Origin of the sequence: Nonomuraea sp. NPDC003709, assembly GCF_040610775.1 — a bacterium.
GTDB classification, from domain to species: Bacteria; Actinomycetota; Actinomycetes; order Streptosporangiales; family Streptosporangiaceae; genus Nonomuraea; species Nonomuraea angiospora_A.
The window spans coordinates 173,521-195,558 of the sequence record NZ_JBEXMW010000025.1 but is presented as its reverse complement, the minus strand read 5'-3'; the positions used below and the strand labels follow the sequence as shown (position 1 = coordinate 195,558).

Genomic DNA, 22,038 nt, shown 5'->3' with positions numbered 1-22,038 from the left:
CGGCGGCGCGCCGAACCGGGACCAACGCCCACCCCGAACACCCCAGGCACCCACCCCGAACACCCCAGGCGCCCACCCCGAACACCCCAGGCGCCCACTCCGAACACCCCAAGGCGCCCACCCCACCGCCCTAAGGCGCCGACGGCCATGCCGCCATCCGCCGGCCGTCCATCAGCGGCCAGAGGGGGCCCTGGGGTCCGTGTGGAGTGGCTGAAACCCTGTGCAGACGCGACAAACCGGCGCCCTGTGGTAGGACGCCGGTTGTGCAATATGACGAAATGTGGGGCAGAAGCCCTGCCCGGAGACCTAGCGGGTCTCGCGGTGCGCGCGGTGGCAGCGGCAGTTGGGGCAGTACTTCTTCAGCTCAAGCCGATCCGGGTCGTTGCGCCGGTTCTTCCGCGTGATGTAGTTGCGGTGCTTGCACTCCTGGCAGGCCAGCGTGATCTTCGGCCTAACGTCGGTGGCAGCCACTTGGGAGTGCCTTTCTACGTTCGGGACATGGACACGCCCGTACCCAGGCCTGGTGACCTGGGAGTGGGCAGTAGCGGAGGCCGGACTTGAACCGGCGACACAACGATTATGAGCCGTTTGCTCTGCCTGACTGAGCTACTCCGCCTTTGGGCCGGTAACGACCCCGGCCCCGTAGAGGATACCCGACGCAGCGAGCACATTCGTAACTCGCCCGATCGGGTGGGGTGCTCCCAGTATGCCTCAGGAACCCCCGACAACCGAAATCCATTACCAATCGGCGATGCTCGCCCCCGAACAGCCGACTCCACCTGAAGATCAAGCAGTGGAGGAGGCAAGCGTAGCAGCGACCGGCGCGACGCGCACAACCCCTGAGAGCCCTTGGATCTCGCCGTGGCGCACATGATCCCGCCCGGCCCCGCGCAGCCGTAGGAGCCGTACCTTTTGGGCATGAGCTTCGTGGGCACTCCCCGGCCGCGTCCGCGCTGGCACCACGCGCACACGGATCTGGAGGACTTCGCGATCGTGAGCTACCGGGTGGACGCCGACGCGCTCGCCCGGCACCTGCCCGACGGCTTCGCGCCCATGGAGGCGAGCTTCGGGGACGGCCCCGGGGCCCTGGTCTCCGCCGTCGCCTTCCGCGACCGGGACTTCCACTTCCGGTTCCTGCCGCAGGCGTCGATCAACTGCGGGCAGATCAACTACCGGGCCTACGTCACGGCGTACGGCAAGGCGGGCGTCTGGTTCTTCGGCACCCGCCTGGACCACCCCGTCGTGGCGATCCCGCAGCACCTGTGGGGCATGCCGTGGCGCCGCGACCACATCCGCATCGAGGCCGACTGGCTGGGCACCCCGGCCCGCTGGCGCCTGGAGTCCACCGACGGCCGATGCGAGGCGGTCGAGCTCCCGCAGGCTCCGGCGCTGCTGGACGGCTTCACGGACGATTCGGACTGGCTGGAGCAACTCACCCATCCGACCCAGGGCTGGTACCGGCGTAGAGACGGCAGGGTGGGTGCCTACAGCATCTGGCACCCGGTCATGCGGCCCCGGCACCTGGAGGCCACCTCCGCCAGGTTTCCCTTCTTCGAGCGTCTGGGGCTGATCACGCCCGACACGCCCCCGCACTCGGTCCTGGCGCAGGCCCGGATCCCCTTCGACATCCACACCCCACCGCACCGCTTCCACCCGCACGGGTGACCACACCGCTCGGCCGCGACCGGTACGCGCAGGGTGGCGTGGCGGGGCAGCGGGCCGGTGATTTGGGGTGGGTGGAGGAGGTTGGGTGGCGTGGGAGGGGGTGGTGGTTAACGGTGGGGGTGGATGTGCTGGGGTGGGGGCGAGGGGTGGGAAATGCGAAACGCCCGGCCCCGCGATCTTGCGGGTCGGGCGTTGTAGATGTTCAGAGCAAGAGCCCCCAAACGGAATCGAACCGTTGACCTTCTCCTTACCATGGAGACGCTCTGCCGACTGAGCTATAGGGGCCTGTCCGGCGCTGCGGACAGGTGTAACCATACACGGCAGTCAGCGATGATGCGAACTCGTTCGGGCCTCCGCGCGCTCTTCCGTCCGCCGCCGCGCGGGCAGTTCGATGACCTCGCACAGGTCGGCCAGGTCGACGTGTCTGGCCACCTCCGCCACAGAGGTGCAGTCGGCGACCACCCACCCGTGCCGGCGCACCCGCAGCAGTTGCCGCCCGCCGTGCACCACGCCTACGACCTCGTAGCCGTCGAGGCCGACCCATCGCCTGTCCATAGCGGCACACAGTAGCCGCCGGGTCTCTCAATTTTTGCCATGCCACACGCGTTACAGGCCATACCGAATCAGTTCAGAGCCGGTAGAAACCCAAGAAATCCTTCCGACGGGCGATGTCGTCCACGCGCACCACCGCACCGGTCTCGGGCGCGTTCATCATCTTCCCGTTGCCGAGATAGATGCCCACATGGTGGGTTTTGATGGCTTTTTTCGTGATGCTTCCGAAGAAAACCAGGTCCCCCGGCATGGCCGCCAGAACCCGCCGCATCCGCCGTACGTGATCGTTGGTGTTCCCCGGACCCAGCACGTCAGACCCGCTGGCCAGCGCGTACACCCATCGCGCGAACCCCGAGCAGTCGAGACCGCGCGTCCGGGCGGCCGGGCAGGGCCGGATCTTTCCCTGGTATCCCTTGCAGGTCCCTTTCGACGGCCCGGGCTCCTCGGCGTGACCGCCTCCCCACGAGTAGACGATCCTGCGCTGCTCGATCTCGTACGCGATCCGCACGACGTTCTCCGGCACGTACAGCCCGAGCGGCACGGAGGCCGTGGCGACGAGCAGGACCAGCGCCGCCGCCCCTGCTGCCAGCCGCCACCGCCTCATACCGTCCCGCCCCCGACAAGCTCCATGGCCCTCAGGAGTCATCCTGCCTCATGGGGATCTGCGCCGCTCAGCGGCTCCCAGGCAGGCGTCAGCGGGCCTTGAGGGTCAGTTTCACAGAGCCCACGGTGACGTACAGCCCGACCGTGCCCTTCGACTTCGACGGCTTCGTGGTGATCGTGAACGTCGCCTTCTGTCCCCGCGTCAGCTCCCCCACCTGGCACAGCACCGCCGTGCCGCTGAACTTGCACCCGGGCGCCTTCACCACGCGCTGCCCGCCGAACGCCCGCCCCGACACCTTGACGTCCTTGACGGGGTGCGGGCCGGTGTTCGAGACGGTGACCGTGTACGTCTTCCGGTTCCGGGCCGCGCCCGAGACCGTCACCTCGGCCGGCGGGTTGGCCAGCTCCTTGAGCTGGGACTCGGAGCCGTTGAACGAGTTCTGCCCACCGGCCAGCGTGCCCTTCTCCGCCGACTGCCAGAACGTGTGCCGCTTCCAGCCCTTCGGCAGCTCACCGGGGTCGCCGCCCCAGCGGGCGAGCCAGAGCGGGTTCGACTTGAACTTGTCGGAGTTCCCCGTGCAGGTCTGCCACCAGCTCGTGGTGGTGTAGATGATCGCGCGGCGGCCGGTGGCCTCGTGGTACTTCTTCGTGAAGTCCTTGATCCACGTGACCATGTCCTCGGTGGACAGGTCGTAGCAGTTGTTCTTGCCGTTCTTGTCCTTGTACGGGTTGTCCTCGATATCGAGCACTCCGGGCAGCGTTTGACCGTCGCTGATCCAGTTGCCGCCGTTCTGCAGGAAATAGTCGGCCTGGGCCGTCCCGTCGGATTCGTGTGGTTGCGCAAAGTGATATGCGCCCCGGATCAGCCCGGCCCCGGCGGCACCGCCGTACTGGGCGTCGAAACTGGGGTTGCGGTAGTTCGTTCCCTCGGTGGCCTGGACGAACGCGAACTTCGCACCCCCGGAGGCCACGCTTTCCCAGTCGACCTCGCCCGTCCAGTTACTGACGTCGACGCCGGGAACACCGTCGGCCGCCTCCGCGACTCCACCCATACCTAAGGCAGCAATTGCCGCAATTACCCACAGACTTTTCACGCGGGAGATCATTGCGGACCATGACACAACCCCGCAAGTCCCGAAATATCAACTGTTTTTGAGGTATCAATCCAATAGACCGTCCCAACTCCCAGGGGCCGCGCCCCCGCCGCCCATTCCGCCCATCGCTCGTCCCCGAGCCGGGCCTCGCCGTGGATCGCATGCCGCACCCGCCCCTCGTACCGGCGCCTGGCCAGCTCCGGCGGCACCGCGCACCAGACCTCGCGCACCTCGACCGAGGCCTCGACCCCGGCCCGCTCGAGTCCGGCGAGCACCAGCGGCCGCGTCGGCGCCAGCCAGGGGCTCTCCAGCACCGCGCCCCGCCCGGCGTTCGCCAGCAGCGTCCACATGCTCTCCCCGGCGGCCGCGCCCAGCCGCCTGCTCCATTCCCGCTCGCCCATCCCGGGCGGCCGTTCGAGCACGTCGGCCAGCGTCTCCTTGAGGTCGTCCTTGCTGAAGACCGGGAGGCCGAGCGCCCGCCCCAGCGCCCGCGCGACCGTGGTCTTCCCGGCCCCGGGCAACCCGTTCACCAGCACCACCATCCGGCACACGGTCAGCCATGCTGCCAGCCTCGCCCGGAAATCTTCGCAACACCCGGGAAACCGCACCTCAGCGCCCCGAAATCCACCGTCGCAGGCCAGCGTCAGAAACGGCGTTTCCGCAGGTAGGAGGCGTTTATGAACGTGACATTCGCGTTTGCCAAACCGGATTGAACCTGCACAAACTTGATTCGATCCTCAATCGCGCCCCCGACCAGGGGTTATTTCGCCATGCCCGGAGAGGCCGACCATGATCCATACCCGGGGACTGACCCGAGTGTTCAAAGTCAAGAAGGAGCGTGTGGAAGCCGTACGCGGCATCGACCTGGAGGTGGAGGCCGGCCAGCTCGTCGCCTTCCTGGGGCCCAACGGCGCGGGCAAGTCCACCACCCTGCGCATGCTCACGACCCTCCTGCCACCCACCTCGGGCACCGCCATGGTGGCGGGCCACGACGTGGCCAAGGACCCGGCGGGCGTGCGCGCCCGCATCGGCTACGTCGGCCAGCGCAACAGCGCGGGCGAGAACTTCCTCGTCCGCGACGAGCTCGTCACCCAGGGCCGCTGTTACGGCCTGGACGCCAGGCAGGCGACCGCCCGCGCCGAGGAACTGCTCGACCTGCTCGACCTCAGAGCACTGGCCAAGCGACGCCCCGGCACGCTCTCGGGCGGTCAACGCCGCCGCCTGGACATCGCGCTCGGCCTCATCCACCGCCCCGGCCTGCTCTTCCTCGACGAGCCCTCAACCGGCCTCGACCCGAAGAGCCGCGCCGAGGTCTGGCAGCACATCCTCCGGCTGCGGGAGACGTACGGGACGACGCTGTTCCTGACCACCCACTACCTGGAGGAAGCCGACAACATGGCCGAACGTGTGGTGATCATCGACAACGGCCGGATCATCGCGGACGGCACCGCCGAGCAGCTCAAGAACGACCTCGCCGGCGACCACATCACGATCACCACCAGCACGGAGGAGGAGGCGCGCAGGGCCGCGGAGCTCGGTGGCGGCGCCGCCGACGGCACCACCGTGCGCCTGCGCGTCCCCAACGCGGCCGCCGCGCTCCCCGACTACCTCAGAACCCTGGACGGCTCCGGCATCAAGGTCACCACCGCCGAGACCATCCGTCCGACGCTCGACGACGTGTTCCTCGCTCTTACCGGGAGAAGCCTCACCGATGACGACATTCTTTCGTGACACCGCCACCGTCTTCTCGCGGGAGTTCAAGCCGGTCGTGCGCGACTCGGTCGGGCTGCTGTTCGAGATGGGGCAGCCGCTGCTGTTCCTGTTCCTGTTCGGGTCGCTGCTGGACGGGGCGGTCGGGTCGTCGTGGCAGTGGTTCGTGCCGGGGATCCTGGTCATGATGTGCCTGACGGGCCCCATGTCCGCCGGCTACACCCTGCTGGTCGAGCTGATCGGCGGCTCGCTGGAGCGCCTGATGGTCACCCCACTGAACCGCACGGCGATGCTGGTGGGCCGGACGTTGAAGACCATGGTCGTGCTGCTGGCCCAGGCCGTCCTGATCATCGTGCTGGCCGTCCCCCTGGGCTTCGAGCTGTATCCGGCGGGCGTCCTGGCGGGCCTGGCGCAGCTGGTGGTCTTCGGCGTCGGCCTGGGCTCGCTCTCGTTCGTGCTGGCCATCAAGTCGGCGCCCGGCGGCACGCTCTTCTACATCGTCAGCCAGTCGATCATGTTCCCCCTGCTTCTCCTCTCGGGGATGATGCTCCCCCTGGAGACGGCTCCGGCGTGGCTGCGGACGATCGGGTACGCGAATCCGGTCACGTACATCGTCGAAGGCCAGCGAGCCCTCTTCTCCGGCAACCTGACAAGCCCCTCGATCCTGTACGGGACCGCCGCCGCCTGCGCGATAGCCGCGATCGGCCTGTATCTGGGCAACCGGGCCATGCGCCGGGGTGTCTGAGACCCTTGAGGGATGACTCATCTGACGGTCCCCTGGATCCCCGTACGCCATCGCCTGGACGTGATCCTGTCCCCGGCCCTCCCGCCTGTGGACCAGACCACGTCGGCGTTCGCGTTCGTCTCGGACCAGACCGGCAGAACGCTCATGACGTGCGTGGACGAGGAGGGCCGCGGGTGGGACATCCCCGGCGGCCACCTCGAACCCGGCGAAACGGCCCTCGACGCCGCGGCCAGGGAGCTGTATGAGGAGACCGGCCTGCGCCTGCCGGCCACCGCGCTGTCCGCCTTCGCCTGGCAGCGCATCGAGCTCCTGGACGCGGCCCCGGCCGGCTACCGCTACCCGCCGCTGACGTACATGGTGATGTTCAGGGCCCGTCTCCCGCATCCGGGCCGGCCGACCCGTCCTCCGGTCGGCTCGGAGAGCACCAGGGCGGACTGGCTCCCGCCGTCGGAGATCGCCCGCGTCTGCCCTGATCGCACCTGGTTGCCACTTCTGGACGGCCTGAGCCCGCACTAGCTACTTGGGCGCCTTCTCGGCGAAGAGATAGCCGCCCACGATCACGAACCCGATCTGGAAGAGCCAGAGCCGCACGTCCGCCACCTCGGGTTTCATCTGACTCCACGCCTGCTCCGGCAGGAAGCCGGGGCCGAGGATGCTGGCCAGGACGACGGTGATGAGCACGCCTAAGTAGACGCCGATGAACCAGCTGCGATGGCGGACCGCGGTCTTCTCCAGCAGCTGCACCACCGGCGAGTCCGGGGGTGGCGGGGAGAGATCCACCAGTTCGCTCTTCGGTCGGACGTCCTCGGCCCCCTCGGCCCCGGATCGATCTCCGGCGCCAGACGGCTGACTGGCTCCACTCATGTTTCCTCCATCAGCCCAGTCGTCAGGGCTGACTACGGGGAGGTGCGTTGGACCACCTCAGACTGCGATGGGACCCACCTCGGAGAGCGAGCCACGTGTTTATGTCAGATTTCTGCCGCTTCATGCGGGATTTCTGCCACGCTGCCCGATCGCGCGCCCCTGCGGGATAACGCACATCCTAGGGGCCTGTGGGATTCGAGCGCGCCTTTAGCCCACATTTCATGATGCCGAGACGCGTACCATTTGCCAGTATTAACCGCATATGAGGCACAGATCTTTCCGCACCGGTATAACGTTCTTCCTTCGAGGTGTGACAGGACAACACTCGGTACGGATCGGACCCGTTCCTCATGGCAAGCCAGCGTGTATAAAAAGCATGCGCCTATCGATGAGGACCGAGAGCAGCGAGACGTCGGAGCATCCCCGCCCTCTACTCCACGTGCCCCCTTACCCCAAGGGCCAGGTGACATGACCATGACGCGTGAGTCCACCGGCAAGGACCCCAGGCTCGAGCAGGAGAGGAGCAACAACAACAGCAATTTCGTCCGGCTGTCCGTCAATCTGAGCCACGAAACAGCGCAGACGTTCAAGGCACTGGCCGAGCGCAAGGGCCTGTCGTTCACCGAGGCGATCCGCCGCGCCATCACCATCTGGAAATTCGTCGAGGACCAGCTCGCGCAGGGCCACGAGCTGGCCATCGTGGAATCCGACGGAAATCCGCGAAAAATACTGTTCCTCTGATCAGCCATTCACCGGGGCCTATGACGGAAGAGGCTCTCGGGTGAAGCTCGCGCGGTAGGCCGTGGGAGTGAGGCCGACCCGGCTGACCAGGTGTTTGCGGAGGGAGTCCGCGCTGCCCAGGCCGCTCCGCCCGGCCACCTGGTCCATCGGCAGTCCGGTGGTCTCCAGCAGCTCCCTGGCCCGGTCGACGCGCCGGTGCAGCAGCCACTGGAGCGGGCTCAGCCCGGTCTCGGCGTGGAAGCGCCTGGTCAGGGTGCGCACGCTGATCCTGGCGTGGCGGGCCAGGTCGGCCAGGGTGAGCGGGCGGTCGAGGTGTTCGAGCGCCCAGGCCCGGGTGGGGGCGAGCGAGGTGCCGCGCTCGGGAGGCAGCGGGGTCTCGATGAACTGGGCCTGCCCGCCCGGCCGTACGGGGGAGACGACCGCGAGCCGGGCGGCCGTGTTGGCCACCGCCGCCCCGTAGTCGAGCCTGATCAGGTGCAGGCACAGGTCGATGGCGGCCGCGGCGCCCGCCGAGGTGAAGATGCCGCCGTCCTCGACGAACAGGACGTCGGGCCGCACGTCGACCGACGGGAAGCGGGCGGCGAGGTCGCCGGCCAGCCCCCAGTGGGTGGTGGCGCGGCGCCCGTCGAGCAGGCCGGCCTGGGCCAGCACGAACGCGCCCGTGCACAACGAGGCGATCCGCGCCCCGCCGGCCGCGGCCTTCCGCAGGGCGTCGAGGACCTCCGGGGGAGCCGGCTCGCCGCCGCTGCCGACCGCGATCACCGTCTCGGCCTCCTCCAGCTCTTCCAGGCCGTGCGCCACCACCACGTCAGGGCCCCCGACGGTCGGCACGGGGCCGGGCCGCGCCGTACAGACGCGTACGTCGTAGTGCGGGACGCTGTTGAACACCATGAGCGGGATCGAGACGTCGAAGCCCAGCACGGGAGGGACGATCACTGCGGCGAGGCGGTGCATGGCCAGATCCTCCGGATAGTTGGCATTCCGGCCACTATGCCACGAGGCCGCAGGTCGGCACCGTTGTCATCATGAAATTTCACGTGATCGTAGGTCGCGGGGCCACCGCGTCGAAGACCGCTCTGCTGCTGGCCGGGGACGGCGAGCGGGTACGGATGATCAGCCGCACGGGCGGCGGGCCCGACCACCGGCTCGTCGAGAGGGTCGCCGCGGACGCGACCGACACCGACCGGCTCACCGAGCTGGCCGAAGGGGCGGACACGCTGTTCACCACCGCCGTGCCGCCCTACCACACCTGGCCCGAGCAGTTGCCGGTCCTGTCGGCGTCGCTGCTCACCGCGGTGCGGCGGACGGGGGCCGCGTACGTCATGCTCGGCAACATCTACGGTTACGGGCCGGTGGACGGGCCGATCACGCCGCACTTCCCGCTGACGGCGACCGGGCCCAAGGGGCGGGCCAGGGCGCGGGCGTGGGAGGAGGCCGCCGCCTCGGGGGTGAAGGTCACCGAGGTGCGGGCCGGCCAGTTCTACGGCGCCGGCGCCTTCTCGGTGTTCAGCCTCCTGGTGCAGCGGCCCGTGCTGGAGGGCCGGCTCGTCCTGGTGCCGCAGGAACTCGACGTTCCGCACAGTTACTCGGCGATCGACGACACCGCGCGCACGCTGGTCGCCGCGAGCCGCGAGGAGCAGGCGTACGGCAGGGCCTGGCACGCGCCCACCGCGACCCTGTCGGTGCGGGAACTGGCCCGGCGGCTCGCGGAACTCTCGGGAGCGCCGGTGCCGCGGCTGGAGGAGATGACGGAACGCGACCTGACCCTGCTCGGGATCACCGATCCGTTGTGGGGGGAGATGCACGAAGTGCTCACCAAGCCGGGCCACCCGCTCGTCCTCGACTTCTCCGAGACCGAGAAGATCCTCGGCGTCGGCGCCACCCCGGTCGACGATGTGCTCCGGCAACTGATCTAGCGTCGCGAGACCGCCGGCTCGTTGAGGCGGTTGCTGAAGCGGGCGAGCATGGCGGTCTGGGACGTCTCGGGGAACAACCGGGCGATCAGCGGTGGGACGCGCCAGTTCGCGGGGTTGCGCCTGGCCAGCCGGGAGACTAGGGAGATGTACGGGTAGCGGAGCTTCTCGTAGGCGCGCAGCCGTACCGCCGGGTCGTCGCCACCCTTGGCGAGCTCGCGCCCGAGCACCCACGCGTCCTCGAGGGTCTGGTTGGCGCCCTGCCCCAGGGTGGGCGGCATGATGTGGGCCGCGTCGCCGACCAGGGTGATCCGCCCCTTGCCCCACGCCGGGCGCACCTTGGTCCAGTGGTGGCCGAAGAACTCGAGGTCGTCCTCGGTCGCGCCGGCCAGCACCTCGGGGACGGGCGACGCCCAGTGCCCGAACCGCCGCCGCAGCTCGGCCAGTGGCGCCGCCGGCCGCGGATCGGCGGGCGACCAGCGCACGTCGAACCACCACTGCAGCAGGCCCTCACCGGCGGGCATGAGCCCGCACGCGCCCTCGCGCCCCGAGATGATGAGGTGCCGGTGCGTGCCGGCGAGATCGATGTCGATCCGGCTGAGCCCCTGCCAGGTGCCGAAGGTCGCCGGCCGTACGGCGCCGTCGCCCCACAGGCAGCGCCGTACCACCGAGTGGTGGCCGTCGGCTCCGATGAGCAGGTCTCCCCTGTCCGTCGAGCCGTCGCTGAAGGTCGCCGTGACCTGGCCGTCGTCCTGGGTCACGCCCCGGCAGGCCAGGCCGTGGCGGACGAGGTCGCCGGGCAGCCCGTCGGCCAGGCGTTCCAGCAGCTGGCGACGGGGGATCGCCCTGGTCTCGAAGCCGAAGCGGCCGGCCGCGTGGGCGATGTCCATGCTGGTACGCAGCCGGCCGCCGGCGGTCAGCGCGTCGATCCGGTCGATGCGGGCGCCGACGCCGTCGAGGCCGATGCCGAGATCGTGCAGCACGGCGGTGCCGTTGCTCCAGATGAGCACCGCCTTGCCGCCCGTCCGCCGGGCCGGAGCCTGCTCGTAGACCCGCACCCGGTGACCGGCGGCCAGCAGCTCGCGCGCGACGGCCAGGCCGCCCACCCCGGCGCCTATGACGAGAGCATCCATATCTCCTCCAAAGCGGAGTATCTTCGATTCGAAGATACTCCGTGATGGAGTAGGTTAGGAAGGTGGCCCACGAACATCCAGACGACGTCTTCCGCGAGTTCCTGGTCGCGGTCCTCCTGCACAACGAGGCGGTCGCCGACCGGCTCGGCCTGCAACCCGTCGACGTCGCGGCCGCCATCCTGCTGGAGACGCGCGGACCGCTCGCCGTGGGGACGATCTCCGAGGAGCTGGGGCTGCCGTCCGCCTCGACGACCCGGCTGATCGACAGGCTGGAGAAGGCGGGCTACGTACGGCGGGTGCGCGGCGAACGCGACCGGCGCACGGTCACCGTGGAGCTGGTCGAGGGCGGTCTGGACGACTACAACGCCGCCTGCGAGGCGTCCAGGCGGCACCTGGCGGCGATCAGCGCGCACTACGAGCCGGAGCAGGCGATGGTGATGCTGGACATGTTCAGCCGCGTCACCGAGGCCTACCGATGCGCCACCAAGGAAGTACGGGGGTGAACCCCGCGGAGCTCGCTCACGACGCGCCGAGCCGGACCTCCGCCACCGGTCGCCAGTCCCAGGCCGTCTCCGGGCCGTCCTGGTTGACGACATGGATGCTGCGGATCGTCACCTCGCGCTCCGGAAGGCGTTCCCCGAGCGCGTCGATGATGGGCGCCGACGGGCCATCCGCGTTGCTGTAGGCCACGGTGACGTGCGGGAGCCACGTGTCATGGGCGAGCACGCCGTCACGGCCCGTGGCCGCCCGCGTGGCGAACCGCGCCGCTTCCAGCAGGGGCCGCAGCCGCTCGGCCGGCCGCGCCTCCAGCACGACCGCCTCGGGGTGGTAGAGCACCCGCCCCAGCGTCACCGTGATCGGCGCGACCCGCGCGAGCTGGCCCGCCGCCTCCGCGGCCATCACGGTCACCTGACGCTCGGTGATCTCGTGCGAGTATCCGGCGACGAACGTGGTGAGGTGGATGAACCGCCGCGGCACCAGATCGAGCCCCGCCAGGCCGGCCAGCCGGTCGTGCGCCTCCTCGACGATGGCCCGCGCCTGGGGGTCCTCCCCCAGCAGAACGTGCCAGTAGAGCCGGCCCTGCCCCGGCGGCAGCATGAGCGATCGGCGCTTCTCCCAGCGATTCGCCATGCGCGTCGGAAGCGGGCTCACGCGTCCTCCTCGGTGGGCGCGGGCAGCTGATCTGCTCACGCAGCGTGGTCACGATATCCGACTCGGTGAGCCGCGGTCACGAGGGGAATTGCGGGACAGCCGCACGTAGGCCCGGTCGTCGAAACTCTCGGCGCCGGCCGCCACCGCCTTGGTGGCCGCGTGTTCCATGATGCGCAGCCGATCGGCCCGTAACGAGGCCCGGAGCTCCGCTTCGGCTCCCGCGAGGGTCTGCGCCGGGCCGAGGTAGCCGTCCGACGCCAGCACCACCTCGTCCACGTCCTCCGCCAGCACGAACGTCTCCACGAACCGCTCCGGGACCGGCCGCCCGTCCAGCAGGCCGTACCCGAAAGGACCGGCCTCATCCCGGTTGGCCAGCACGGCCTGGCGCTCCAGCACCGGCCGGATCAGCGCCCGCCCCGGATCGGTGGCCGCCAGGTCCTCCGGGCGCTCTCCCTGCAGCAGCAGGCAGTGCAGGTAGGCGGCCCGGGCGCCGGCCAGCACCGTGTCGATCAGCTTCCCGCCGGGGTGACGACGCCACCCGCCGTCGCGGTGGCCCAGGGCGACGTGGACGTCACCCACGCGCCACCCCAGCCGCCGTCCCGGCCACACCACCGCCGCGACGGCGGCCGGCGCGAGAAGGTCGTCGTCGGCGACGGACCACTTGCGGCGCAGCTCCATGAGCTCCGCCGAGACGGCCGCGACCGCCTCCGCCACGGTGACGTCGTCCGGCAGGGTGACGAGGGTCTGCGCGACGCGATCGGCGGCCAGGGCCCCGCCGCTCGCCCCGCCGTAGTCGCGGCCGGACTTGTCGGTGACGCCGTCGATCACCGCCGCGCAGCGGACGCCGCCGCCGTCCTCGAGGACGACCACCCGGTCCTCGCCGGGTCCCGTGCCTTTGGCGCGCACCGCACGCTCGGCCACCCGCCAGCCCGCCACGTGAGCCGCCGCCGGCTCAGGTCGTCCGGAGCAGCGAGACGAGATCGTCCCACCGGGCCATGAGCAGGCCCAGTACGGCGCCGAAGACACCGACGATGGCGACGATGGCCGGATCGAAGGAGCCGTTCACGAAGGAAGCGGCCAGCCCGAGCAGCGCCACCGCGATGAGGATGCCGTTGCGGGCCACGTGCGCCATGCTCAGGGGCGTCCGGGAGGCGCCGAAGCAGCGGCACGGAACGGCGGCGCCCCTCCGTACCACCATGATGACGGCGACGGTGAGGCAGCCGAGCAGCCCGGCCGCGAGCACGAACGACGCCGATCCGGCCCAGCGAAGGGGGACCGCGGCCAGCACGATGACACCGGCCTCGGCCACCGCCGTCGCCGTCGCGGCCGCCGGCGCCCTGGCGTTGTCGATCACCGCCATCGCCTTGATCGACTGGACGAACTCGTTCCAGGCCCGGCGGCTGGAGACCTTGCTCGCCAGCGCGAGGACGAACACCGTGAGCAGCAGCAGTCTGCTCGCCACATCGACGTACTGCATAGACCGCAACCTGCCACGCCCGCGCAAATCCGGCAAGAGCACCACTGCGTTAGTCTTCGAAGATCCACGAGCAAGGGGTGGACCGTCGTGCTGATCCGGTTACTCGGCCCGGTGGAGGTGGAGCGGTCGGGGCAGACCCGGCCCGTACGCCCTCCACAGGTCGCGCTCGCCGTCGCCGCGCTCGCTTGGGAAGTCGGCCGGGTCGTGCCGGTGGACACGCTCCTCGCCCGGGTCTGGGGCGAGCAGGTCCCGCCCGGCGCGCGGCGCACCCTGTACACGATCATCACCCGCATCCGGCGCGACGTGCTCGCGGATGAGGGCGCCGTCGTCCGCCGGCTCGGGGGTTACCTGCTCGACGTGGACGAGTCCGCGGTGGACGTGCCGCGCTTCCGCGGCCTGGCCGACCAGGCGATGGCTGTGCCGGACCCGGTGCCGCCGCTCGGCGCGGCGCTGGCGCTGTGGCGTGGCGATCCGCTGACCGGGCTGCCCGGCGAATGGGCCGAACGGGCCCGCCACCGCCTGCGCGACGAGCGCAGGGAGCTCCTGCTGCGCTGGGCACGGGTGGTCACCGGCCGGGACGCCGCGGCCGCAGTGGCGGCGCTGTCGCCGCTGGCCGAGGAGTACCCGCTGGACGAGCTGGTGGCCGCCGCGCTGATCGAGGCGCTGCACGCGTGGGGGCGGACCGCCGAGGCGCTGGCCCACTTCGCCCAGGTACGCCGGACGCTCGCCGAGGAGCTGGGCGTCGAACCGGGTACGCCGCTGCGGAGCGTCCACCGGAAGCTGCTGCGCTCCGGCGACACGACCGAGGCCGCGCGCCCGGTCCCGGCACAGCTGCCGGTCGGCCTGCGGCACTTCGTCGGCCGGTCGGCCGAGCTGGACCGGCTGGCCGCGATCGGCGAACAGCAGGCCACCGCGGCGGTCTGCGCGATCTCCGGGCCGCCCGGGGTGGGCAAGTCGTCGCTCGCCCTGCGCTGGGCCCACCTGCACCGCGACCGCTTTCCCGACGGGCAGCTGTACGCCGATCTCAGCACGATCGACCCGGCCGACGGAGCCGTGGTCCTGCCCCGGTTCCTGGGCGCGCTCGGGGTCACGGAGGCCCAGGTGCCGTCGGGTGTGGAGGCGCAGATCGGGCTCTACCGCAGCATGCTGGACTGCCGCCGGGTCCTGGTCGTGCTCGACGACGCCCGCAGCGCCACCCAGGTCCGCCCGCTGCTGGCCACCGCGCCGGGGTGCCTGACGCTGGTGACCGGCCGCTCCGAGCTGTCCGGGCTCGCGGTCACGGCGGGGGCGCACCTGGTCGGCCTGGACGTCCTGCCCGGCGACGACGCGCACGACCTCCTGGTGGCGTGGCTGGGCGAGGCCCGGCCGGCGGCCGAGCCGGAGGCCACCGCGAACATCATCCGCCGGTGCGGCCGGCTGCCGCTGGCACTGGCGATCGTCGCGGCGCAGCTGGCGTGGCGCACCGATCTTCCGCTGGCCGAGGCCGCCGCGGACCTCGAGCGGGCCGACGCCGACCTGGAACCGTTCGCGCACAGCGACCCCGCGATCGACCTGCGCCACGTGTTCGGGCGCTCGTACCGGGACCTGCCCGTGCCGGCGGCCCGGCTGTTCCGGCGGCTCGGGCAGCACCCGGGGCCGCACCTGCCGCTGTCGGCGGCGGCGAGCCTGGCCGCCCTGCCGGTGGGGCGCACGCGGGAACTGGCCGCGCACCTCGACCGCGCCAACCTGGCCGAGATCCGCGCCCCCGGCCGGCTGCGCCTGCACGACCTGCTGCGCGTGTACGCCTCGGAGCAGGCGCGGGCCGCCGACACCCGGGCGGCACGGCGGTCGGCGACGCGGCGGCTGCTGGACTACTACCTGCACTCGGCCTGCGCCGCGAACGGGATGTGTTACCCGCACCGCGACAACCTGCTCCTGGACCCGCCGGCGCGGGGCACCGTGGTGGAGCGGTTCGCCGGGCCGGCGGAGGCCCTGTGGTGGTACGCCGACGCGTCGGTGGCGCTGCCCGCGCTGCTGGCGGAGGCCACCGCGGCCGGGTTCGACGGCCACGCGTGGCGGCTGGCGTGGGCGTTCGCGGAGTTCATGCAGCGGCGCGGCCTCTGGGAGGAGATCCTGCGCACCCACGCGGTGGCGCTGGCCGCGGCCGAACGGCTCGGCGACCGGCTGGCCGAGGCCCGCTGCCACAACAGCATCGCCCGCGCCCACGCCCGGCTCGGCCGCGACGGCGAGGCGGTCGAGCACTTCGAGCGGGCGGTCGAGCTGCACTGCGACCTCGGCGAACCCGTCCTGCGCGCGCACGTCCACCTCGGCCTGACCGTCGCGCTGAGCCGGACGCGACCCGATGAGGCGCTGAGCCACACCCTGCACGCGCTGGAGCTGTTCCGGCAGGCCGGCGACGTCGGCGGGGAGGCGCGGGCGTTGAACAACTCCGGCTGGCTGCGGGCCCAGCTCGGCGAGTACGACGAGGCGCTGGCCGACTGCCGCCGGTCCCAGCGGCTCCTCGCCGGCCTCGGATACACCCAGGGCGAGGGGCACGCGTGGGACAGCGTCGCCCACGTCCTGCACCTCAAGGGCGACTACGCGCAGGCGGTGGCCTGCTTCGAGCGGGCGGCGGAGCTGCTGCGCGACTGCGACGACCCGCACGCGGCCGCCGAGACGCTGGTCCGCCTGGGCGAGACGCACGTCGCGGCCGGTGACATCGCGGCCGCGCTCGACACCTGGAAGCAGGCGGCGGAGTTCTTCGACGCCGTTGACGACGCGCAGGCGGCGAAGGTCCGCGACCGCATCGTCTCCTTCCACCGTCCCTGATCCGCACGCGCCGGCGATCGCCCGCCTGGACTGCCGAAACAGGCCGTTAAGAATTCATTGAGAAATCGCTCAGGCGTCTGGCGCACGCTGCGACGGGCGGCGGGACGGCGGCGTGGTCCGGCGTACCGCTTCCGCACGGGCGGGCGCCGTCCCGCCGGAACAACCGAAAGGAAAGTTCGATGCGCGTCGTGACCAGAATGGCCGACCGGCTCCTCGAGCTGATCGCGCCGCACTCCGTGGCCAGGGCTACCGACTGCGGTTATGAGTGCTGCAGTTTCCCGGCGTTCACCGCGAAGTACTGCTGCTACTACCCGAACGGCAGCCGCAGTTGCGGCGGCTGCAAGAGCTACATCTACTGCTCGTGACCGCACGTTGAGCGGGTGCCCGGCTGGCGGGCCGGCCGGGCCCTTTATACGGAAGGTTGTCTCATGTCCTATTTGATCGCCGTCGTGGCCCTCATCGGCGCTTTGTCCCTCGTGGGTCTGGTGCTGACCCTCGGCGTGGTCCGGCGGCTTCGGGAGCACACCAAGCTGCTGGACGGACTGTATGAAGCCATCGACCTGATGGGCGGCCCTTCCGGGCCGGGCGGGGGGCCGGCCGTCGGCGACGTCGCCGGTGATTTTGAGGCGACGACGGTGGACGGGAGCCCTCTCACCCGGGATCTCCTGCCGGACGGGACGGTCGTCGCGTTCTTGTCGCCCGATTGCCGCGGCTGCCATGAGAAGCTTCCCGGCTTCGCCTCGTGGGCCGCAGGCCAGGACCGCTCGCGGGTGCTGGCGGTGGTCGACAACCGATCGGGTGACCCCGCGGACATGGTCAGCGCGCTGAAGCCCGTGGCACAGGTGATCGTGGACAGCGCTGTGAGCAACGCGTTCGGCGTGCACTCGTTCCCGACGTTCCTCCAGGTGACCGCGGGGGGCAGGCTGCTCGCGGTGGCGCCCGAGATCTCCCGGCTGCCGGCCGGGTCGCCTGCGTGAGCGAGCCGGCACCGACGTCGCGGGGGCTGGCCAGGAGCGCGGCACGCGCCGCCGCGATGGTGTGGCGGTCGGCGCCCGTCCATGTCCTTGCCTACCTGGCGGTCACGCTGGTGGGCTCGGCCACCCCGATCGCCGTGGCCTGGCTGACCAAGGCCGTGCTGGACGGGGTGGCGCTACGGCAGACCGGCACGCTGCTCGCCCTGGCGACGGCCGTCGCCGCCGTCACCACGGCCGCCGCCGTGGCGGCGCACGCGGGACATTACCTGCGTGCCGAGGTGGATCGCAGGACGGCGCTGCACGCGAAGGACGAGCTGTTCGCGGCGGTCTCCGGCTTCACCGGTCTGGCCAGGTTCGAGAGCCCGGCATTCCTTGACCGGCTGCGGCTGGCCCAGCAGAGCGCGAGCAACCCCGGCAGGCTGGTGGACACCGCGCTCACCACCGCTCGCAGCGCGGTGACGGTCGCCGGCTTCGTCGCGTCCCTGGCACTCGTCAACTCCGCCTTCACCGTCCTGGTCGTGCTGTCGGCCCTGCCGGCGCTGCTCATCGAGCTGCGGATGTCGCGGCAACGGAACACGATGTTGTGGCGGATCGGGCCGGCCGAGCGCCGCGAAGGGTTCTACGCGCACCTGATGTCCACCGCGGACGCCGCCAAGGAGATCCGCCTGTTCGACCTCGGCGCCTTCTTGCGGCTTCGCATGCTGGCCGAGCTGCGCACCGCGAACGCCGAACGCCGCCGGATGGATCGGCGGGAGCTCCGCATCCACGCGAGTCTGTCAGGCGCCTCGGCGATCGTGGCCGGAGCGGGCCTGATCTGGGCGATCCTGGCGGCGGGGCAGGGGCGGCTCAGCGTCGGCGACGTGGCGATGTTCGTGGCGGCGGTCGCCGGCGTGCAGGCGGCGCTGGACAGCATGGTGTCGGCCGGCGTGATGGCGTACGAGCACCTGCTGACCCTTCATCACCACGTCGCGATCGTGACCGCCGAGTCCGATCTGCCGGCGCCGGGCGCTCGCCCGTCGCTGCCGCCCCTGCGCCGGGGCATCGAGCTGCGCGACGTCTGGTTCCGCTACAGCCCGGACCATCCGTGGATCCTGCGCGGCGTCAACCTGTTCATCCCGAACGGGTGCACGGTCGCGCTGGTCGGGCGCAACGGCGCCGGCAAGAGCACGTTGGTGAAGCTGCTGTGCCGCTTCTACGACCCGACGCGCGGGGCGGTCCTGTGGGACGGCGTGGACATCCGCGACGTGCCGCCGGAGACGCTGCGTGCCCGGATCGGCGCCGTCTTCCAGGACTTCGTGTCGTACGAGCTGACGGCGACCGACAACATCGCCGTGGGCGACCTCGCCGCCGCCCAGGACCCGGCGCGGATCGAGCGGGCGGCGCGGGACGCCGGGATCCACGACGTGGTCGCGGCCCTGCCGCACGGCTACCGCACGCTGCTGAGCCGTGGATTCCCCCAGGACCCGGACGACGAGCAGGACGACGCCGAATCCGGAGTGCTGCTCTCCGGCGGGCAGTGGCAGCGGCTGGCGCTGGCCAGGGCGTTCCTGCGCCGCGACCGGGACCTGATGATCCTCGACGAGCCGAGCGCCGGCCTGGACCCCGAGGCCGAGTACGAGGTGCACGGCCGGCTCGCCACGCTGAGGTCGGGGCGGACCAGCGTGGTCATCACCCATCGGCTCGGCGCGATCCGCACGGCCGACCGGATCGTGGTGCTGACCGACGGCGTCGTCACGGAGCAGGGCACGCATGCCGCCCTGCTGGCCGAGGGCGGCACGTACGCCGAGTTGTTCGCCCGGCAGGCGACCGGCTACCGGGACGACGTGGAGCTGTCGCGGTGACCGGCGCGATCGTCGTGCTGGCGGCCGTCGGCGTCGTTCTCGCCGTTTTCTGGCTGCGCCGGCGATACCTGGTGGTGACCGTCCAGGGGGAGAGCATGCTGCCGGCGTACCGGCCGGGTGAGCGCGTCCTCGTACGGCGGACGCCGCCGGGATCGCTGCGCCCCGGGCAGGTCGTCGTGCTGAGCGGCTTCGCCCACGCCCGGCCGGGCGAGCGCCCGCGGGAACCGCACCAGCAGCTGGGCGCAGGCCCGGGCTGGATCATCAAGCGCGTCGCGGCCGTCCCGGGTGACCCGATCCCCCGCGACACCGTCCCCGCGCTGCGGACCGAGCCGGGCACGCGGGTGCCGGCCGGACGCCTGGTGGTGCTGGGCGACAATCCGGACCACTCGCTCGACTCCCGGCAGTCCGGCTACCTGACGGCGGATCGCCTGTTCGGCGTGGTGCTGCGCAAGATCGATCAGCCGATGTCGGCGCCCTCGCGGTAGCCGCTGGCCTGGGTGGCGAACAGGTGGGCGTACCGGCCGCCCAGCGCGATCAGCTCGTCGTGGGTGCCCCGCTCGACGATCCGGCCGTCGCCGAGCACCACGATCAGGTCGGCGTCGCGGACCGCTCCGAGCCGGTGCGAGACCAGCAGGCTGGTGTTGTCCGCGCGGTGCTCGCGCAGCCGGCGGTGCACCTCGTACTCGGCCTGCGCGTCCAGGCCTGAGCTGGGCTCGTCGAGAATGAGCAGGTCGCGGCGCTCGCGCACCAGCGCGCGGGCCAGGGCCAGGCGCTGCCACTGGCCCCCGGAGAGCGCCACGCCCGCCTGCGGGTCGTCGTCGTCCTCGGGGCCGAAGAAGACGCGGCTCAGCATGGTGTCGTAGCCCCGGGGCAGCGCCTGGACGGTTTCGTGCGCGCCCGCCAGCTCGGCCGCGGTCCGGAGCCTGGCGCGGTCGGACATCGCCTCGACCTCGCCCACGCCGATGTTCTCCGCCGCGGTCAGGTCGTAGCTCATGTAGTCCTGGAAGAGCACGCCCATCCTGGCGCGCAGCTCGGCGGGTGGCACGTCGCGGATGTCGATGCCGTCCCAGAGGATCGCGCCGCGGGACGGGTCGTAGAAGCGGCACAGGAGCTTGATCAGCGTGCTCTTGCCGGCCCCGTTGAGCCCCACCAGCGCGACCGAGGCGCCGTGGGGGATCGTCAGGTCCACCCCGCGCAGCACCCAGGGATGGCTCTCGTCGTACCGGAACCACACGTCGTGCAGCTCGATGCCACGGCGCAGCGCGGGCAGCGGCTCCGGTTCGCCGGGTGTGGGCAGGTCGCCGGGCAGCGACATGACCCGTTCGTGGTGAGCGAACAGGAGCAGCGCCTGGCGGGCGTTCGCGGCGTTGTCCACGGTGGCGGTCAGCGCGGCCTGCGTGCCCGCCACGGCGGCGGCGAACGCGGTCACGTCGCCGAGGGTGAGCCGGCCGTCCAGGGCGGAGTACACCGCCCAGAGCAGCCCGGCGCCGCTGACCGCGGCGGAGAGCGCCGCGAGCGCCGACTGCGTGAGCGCCTCCCGCCGGTCCAGCCGCCGCTCCCCCGACTGCAGGACGGCCAGCTCGCCGAGCACCCGCCGCTTGAGGAAGTCGCCGAGCCCGAAGAGCCGGACCTCCTTGGCGGCCTCGACGTCGGTGATCAGGGAGGAGTAGAAGATCTGCCGCCGGGCCGCGGCGGACTGCCCGGCGATCATCTTGATCCGCCGCTTCTCCAGGGACATCCTCGCCGCGAGGACGGGCAGCGCCGCGAGCGCCACCAGGCCCGCCATGAGCGGGCTCAGCACGGCGAGGGCGACGAGGAGCCCGGTCAGGGCGATGACGTTGCGCCCGAGGTCGAACAGGCCCGAGGTGATCGGCCCCATCGCGTTGCCCGTCGCCTGCGCGGCCATGCGCAGCTCGTCGAGAAACACCGGATTCTCGAACCGCGACAGGCCGTGGAACGTGTTCACCCGCGTGTACAGGCGATCCTGCAGCAGCAGGTCCAGCCGGCGATCCGTCTCGCCCCGCAGATAGCCGGTCAGCTGCGGCAGCACCCCGGCGACCAGCCCCAGCACGACGAGGCCCGCGACCGGGGTGAGCACGCGTTCCGGCCGGCCCGTCGCCAGCCCGTCGACGAGCGTCTTGGTCGCCCACACGGTGGCCGAGGGCAGCAGTCCGGCCAGGACGGTGGCGACCAGCTGGCACACCGCCAGCACCGGCCCGGCCCGCCAGCACAGCAGCGCCAGGGTGGCGGCGCGACGGGTCACTTCGCCGGTGCCATGGCGGCGAGGTCGGTCAGCTCCGTATCCGCGGCCACGACCCTGCCGTCCTGGTCGGTCCGCAGGAACGTGGGGAAGGCGTGGATGTCGAGAGCCTGCACGATGCGCAGCGCGTCCTCGCCCGTGACGACGCTCGCCACGCCGCCCACCACCTCGACCAGGTCCGCGGTCTCCTCGACGGCGCCGGAGATGACCGCCAGAGCGCTCTGCCCCTTGGCCTCCACGGCGAACTGCGGCGCGCGCTGGTGGCAGGTGTCACAGCCGACGTCGAAGAAGCCCACGAGCCGCGGCCCCGCCACGTCCTGCGGCAGCGTGCGCCCGACCAGCACGCGGGGATCGTACGGCATGAGCGTCGACGTCCCCGCGAGGCGTTCCAGCTCGGCGGTGTGCGCGCGCAGCCGGCGCAGCACGCCCAAGGTGAGCACCAGGTCCAGCAGGCACAGCAGGCCGACCAGCACGACGGCGACGATCAGGAAAGGCATCGGACAACC

At 71.3% G+C, this 22,038-nt stretch carries 25 protein-coding genes and 2 tRNA genes; 12 read left to right on the top strand and 15 right to left on the bottom strand.

Features of this window, described 5'->3' with window-relative positions:
* Window positions 1–306: 306 nt before the first annotated feature.
* Window positions 307–471 (bottom strand): 50S ribosomal protein L33, encoded by a 165-nt coding sequence (gene rpmG / locus ABZX61_RS51770; protein WP_019632658.1) that lies wholly within the window; start codon window positions 469–471, stop codon window positions 307–309.
* A gap of 71 nt (window positions 472–542) precedes the next feature.
* A tRNA-Met gene (locus ABZX61_RS51765) sits at window positions 543–616 on the bottom strand.
* A 302-nt stretch (window positions 617–918) separates the two neighbouring features.
* On the opposite strand from ABZX61_RS51765, the gene ABZX61_RS51760 reads away from it, so the two are divergent.
* Complete coding sequence (locus ABZX61_RS51760) at window positions 919–1,665, top strand: DUF2071 domain-containing protein (protein ID WP_355206959.1); 747 nt, start codon at window positions 919–921, stop codon at window positions 1,663–1,665.
* A 212-nt stretch (window positions 1,666–1,877) separates the two neighbouring features.
* On the opposite strand, the gene ABZX61_RS51755 is transcribed toward ABZX61_RS51760, so the two are convergent.
* The 5 genes from ABZX61_RS51755 to ABZX61_RS51735 form a co-directional block, all read right to left on the bottom strand.
* Window positions 1,878–1,950: transfer RNA gene (locus ABZX61_RS51755), tRNA-Thr, on the bottom strand.
* 39 nt (window positions 1,951–1,989) lie between these two features.
* The gene (locus ABZX61_RS51750) at window positions 1,990–2,220 is read right to left on the bottom strand and encodes a transposase (RefSeq protein ID WP_350733721.1); all 231 of its coding nucleotides are present in this window, start codon (window positions 2,218–2,220) and stop codon (window positions 1,990–1,992) included.
* A gap of 73 nt (window positions 2,221–2,293) precedes the next feature.
* On the bottom strand, window positions 2,294–2,821 hold the full coding sequence (locus ABZX61_RS51745) for an NlpC/P60 family protein (protein ID WP_355206956.1): 528 nt from the start codon (window positions 2,819–2,821) through the stop codon (window positions 2,294–2,296).
* Between the two features lie 88 nt (window positions 2,822–2,909).
* A complete protein-coding gene (locus ABZX61_RS51740) occupies window positions 2,910–3,872 on the bottom strand; it encodes a GH25 family lysozyme (protein ID WP_355206953.1) in 963 nt (320 codons plus the stop codon).
* 50 nt (window positions 3,873–3,922) lie between these two features.
* A complete protein-coding gene (locus tag ABZX61_RS51735; RefSeq protein ID WP_355206951.1) occupies window positions 3,923–4,456 on the bottom strand; it encodes an ATP-binding protein in 534 nt (177 codons plus the stop codon).
* Between the two features lie 247 nt (window positions 4,457–4,703).
* On the opposite strand from ABZX61_RS51735, the gene ABZX61_RS51730 reads away from it, so the two are divergent.
* The 3 genes from ABZX61_RS51730 to ABZX61_RS51720 are packed head-to-tail and all read left to right on the top strand — an operon-like array spanning window position 4,704 to window position 6,885.
* The gene (locus tag ABZX61_RS51730) at window positions 4,704–5,645 is read left to right on the top strand and encodes an ATP-binding cassette domain-containing protein (RefSeq protein WP_355206949.1); all 942 of its coding nucleotides are present in this window, start codon (window positions 4,704–4,706) and stop codon (window positions 5,643–5,645) included.
* Window positions 5,626–6,369, top strand: coding sequence for an ABC transporter permease (locus ABZX61_RS51725; protein ID WP_350733715.1), 744 nt, complete (start codon window positions 5,626–5,628; stop codon window positions 6,367–6,369). The genes ABZX61_RS51730 and ABZX61_RS51725 overlap by 20 nt, the downstream gene beginning before the upstream one ends.
* 12 nt (window positions 6,370–6,381) lie before the next feature.
* A complete protein-coding gene (locus tag ABZX61_RS51720; protein ID WP_355206946.1) occupies window positions 6,382–6,885 on the top strand; it encodes an NUDIX hydrolase in 504 nt (167 codons plus the stop codon).
* Here the strand turns inward: ABZX61_RS51720 and ABZX61_RS51715 are convergent, their stop codons facing one another.
* Complete coding sequence (locus tag ABZX61_RS51715) at window positions 6,886–7,233, bottom strand: hypothetical protein (RefSeq protein WP_355206943.1); 348 nt, start codon at window positions 7,231–7,233, stop codon at window positions 6,886–6,888.
* A 468-nt stretch (window positions 7,234–7,701) separates the two neighbouring features.
* Between ABZX61_RS51715 and ABZX61_RS51710 the strand changes: the two genes are divergently transcribed.
* Entirely contained in the window at window positions 7,702–7,974 is a 273-nt protein-coding gene (locus ABZX61_RS51710) for a ribbon-helix-helix protein, CopG family (protein WP_355206940.1), read from the top strand.
* Window positions 7,975–7,992: 18 nt separating this feature from the next.
* Here the strand turns inward: ABZX61_RS51710 and ABZX61_RS51705 are convergent, their stop codons facing one another.
* Window positions 7,993–8,928 (bottom strand): helix-turn-helix domain-containing protein, encoded by a 936-nt coding sequence (locus tag ABZX61_RS51705; protein ID WP_355206938.1) that lies wholly within the window; start codon window positions 8,926–8,928, stop codon window positions 7,993–7,995.
* A gap of 71 nt (window positions 8,929–8,999) precedes the next feature.
* Between ABZX61_RS51705 and ABZX61_RS51700 the strand changes: the two genes are divergently transcribed.
* Window positions 9,000–9,890, top strand: coding sequence for an NAD-dependent epimerase (locus ABZX61_RS51700; protein WP_355206936.1), 891 nt, complete (start codon window positions 9,000–9,002; stop codon window positions 9,888–9,890).
* Here ABZX61_RS51700 and ABZX61_RS51695 read toward each other — a convergent pair.
* Window positions 9,887–11,020, bottom strand: coding sequence for an FAD-dependent monooxygenase (locus ABZX61_RS51695; RefSeq protein ID WP_355206933.1), 1,134 nt, complete (start codon window positions 11,018–11,020; stop codon window positions 9,887–9,889). The two genes, ABZX61_RS51700 and ABZX61_RS51695, sit on opposite strands and share 4 nt — an antisense overlap.
* Window positions 11,021–11,082: 62 nt before the next feature.
* Here ABZX61_RS51695 and ABZX61_RS51690 point away from each other — a divergent pair, with 62 nt between their 5' ends.
* On the top strand, window positions 11,083–11,523 hold the full coding sequence (locus ABZX61_RS51690; RefSeq protein ID WP_355206931.1) for a MarR family transcriptional regulator: 441 nt from the start codon (window positions 11,083–11,085) through the stop codon (window positions 11,521–11,523).
* 16 nt (window positions 11,524–11,539) lie between these two features.
* Here the strand turns inward: ABZX61_RS51690 and ABZX61_RS51685 are convergent, their stop codons facing one another.
* From ABZX61_RS51685 to ABZX61_RS51675, 3 genes are read right to left on the bottom strand one after another with little or no spacing between them, the layout of a single operon-like run.
* Window positions 11,540–12,172, bottom strand: coding sequence for a 2'-5' RNA ligase family protein (locus tag ABZX61_RS51685; protein WP_355206928.1), 633 nt, complete (start codon window positions 12,170–12,172; stop codon window positions 11,540–11,542).
* Window positions 12,173–12,220: 48 nt separating this feature from the next.
* On the bottom strand, window positions 12,221–13,108 hold the full coding sequence (locus ABZX61_RS51680) for a hypothetical protein (protein ID WP_355206926.1): 888 nt from the start codon (window positions 13,106–13,108) through the stop codon (window positions 12,221–12,223).
* A 16-nt stretch (window positions 13,109–13,124) separates the two neighbouring features.
* On the bottom strand, window positions 13,125–13,649 hold the full coding sequence (locus ABZX61_RS51675) for a MauE/DoxX family redox-associated membrane protein (protein ID WP_355206924.1): 525 nt from the start codon (window positions 13,647–13,649) through the stop codon (window positions 13,125–13,127).
* Window positions 13,650–13,736: 87 nt separating this feature from the next.
* Here ABZX61_RS51675 and ABZX61_RS51670 point away from each other — a divergent pair, with 87 nt between their 5' ends.
* The 5 genes from ABZX61_RS51670 (at window position 13,737) to ABZX61_RS51650 (ending at window position 19,757) form a co-directional block, all read left to right on the top strand.
* The gene (locus tag ABZX61_RS51670) at window positions 13,737–16,457 is read left to right on the top strand and encodes a tetratricopeptide repeat protein (protein WP_355206921.1); all 2,721 of its coding nucleotides are present in this window, start codon (window positions 13,737–13,739) and stop codon (window positions 16,455–16,457) included.
* Window positions 16,458–16,636: 179 nt separating this feature from the next.
* Complete coding sequence (locus tag ABZX61_RS51665) at window positions 16,637–16,822, top strand: hypothetical protein (protein ID WP_350733697.1); 186 nt, start codon at window positions 16,637–16,639, stop codon at window positions 16,820–16,822.
* A 63-nt stretch (window positions 16,823–16,885) separates the two neighbouring features.
* Window positions 16,886–17,434 (top strand): hypothetical protein, encoded by a 549-nt coding sequence (locus ABZX61_RS51660; protein WP_355206918.1) that lies wholly within the window; start codon window positions 16,886–16,888, stop codon window positions 17,432–17,434.
* Window positions 17,431–19,272, top strand: a complete 1,842-nt coding sequence (locus tag ABZX61_RS51655) for an ABC transporter ATP-binding protein (RefSeq protein WP_355206915.1) — start codon at window positions 17,431–17,433, stop codon at window positions 19,270–19,272. The genes ABZX61_RS51660 and ABZX61_RS51655 overlap by 4 nt, the downstream gene beginning before the upstream one ends.
* Window positions 19,269–19,757 (top strand): S26 family signal peptidase, encoded by a 489-nt coding sequence (locus ABZX61_RS51650; protein ID WP_355206912.1) that lies wholly within the window; start codon window positions 19,269–19,271, stop codon window positions 19,755–19,757. Before ABZX61_RS51655 ends, ABZX61_RS51650 begins: the two co-directional genes overlap by 4 nt.
* Here the strand turns inward: ABZX61_RS51650 and ABZX61_RS51645 are convergent.
* Window positions 19,730–21,535: an ABC transporter ATP-binding protein gene (locus ABZX61_RS51645; protein WP_355206909.1), complete on the bottom strand. Its 1,806-nt coding sequence runs from the start codon at window positions 21,533–21,535 to the stop codon at window positions 19,730–19,732. The genes ABZX61_RS51650 and ABZX61_RS51645 overlap by 28 nt on opposite strands.
* Window positions 21,532–22,029, bottom strand: coding sequence for a hypothetical protein (locus ABZX61_RS51640; RefSeq protein ID WP_355206907.1), 498 nt, complete (start codon window positions 22,027–22,029; stop codon window positions 21,532–21,534). The genes ABZX61_RS51645 and ABZX61_RS51640 overlap by 4 nt, the downstream gene beginning before the upstream one ends.
* Between the last annotated feature and the right edge of the window lie 9 nt (window positions 22,030–22,038).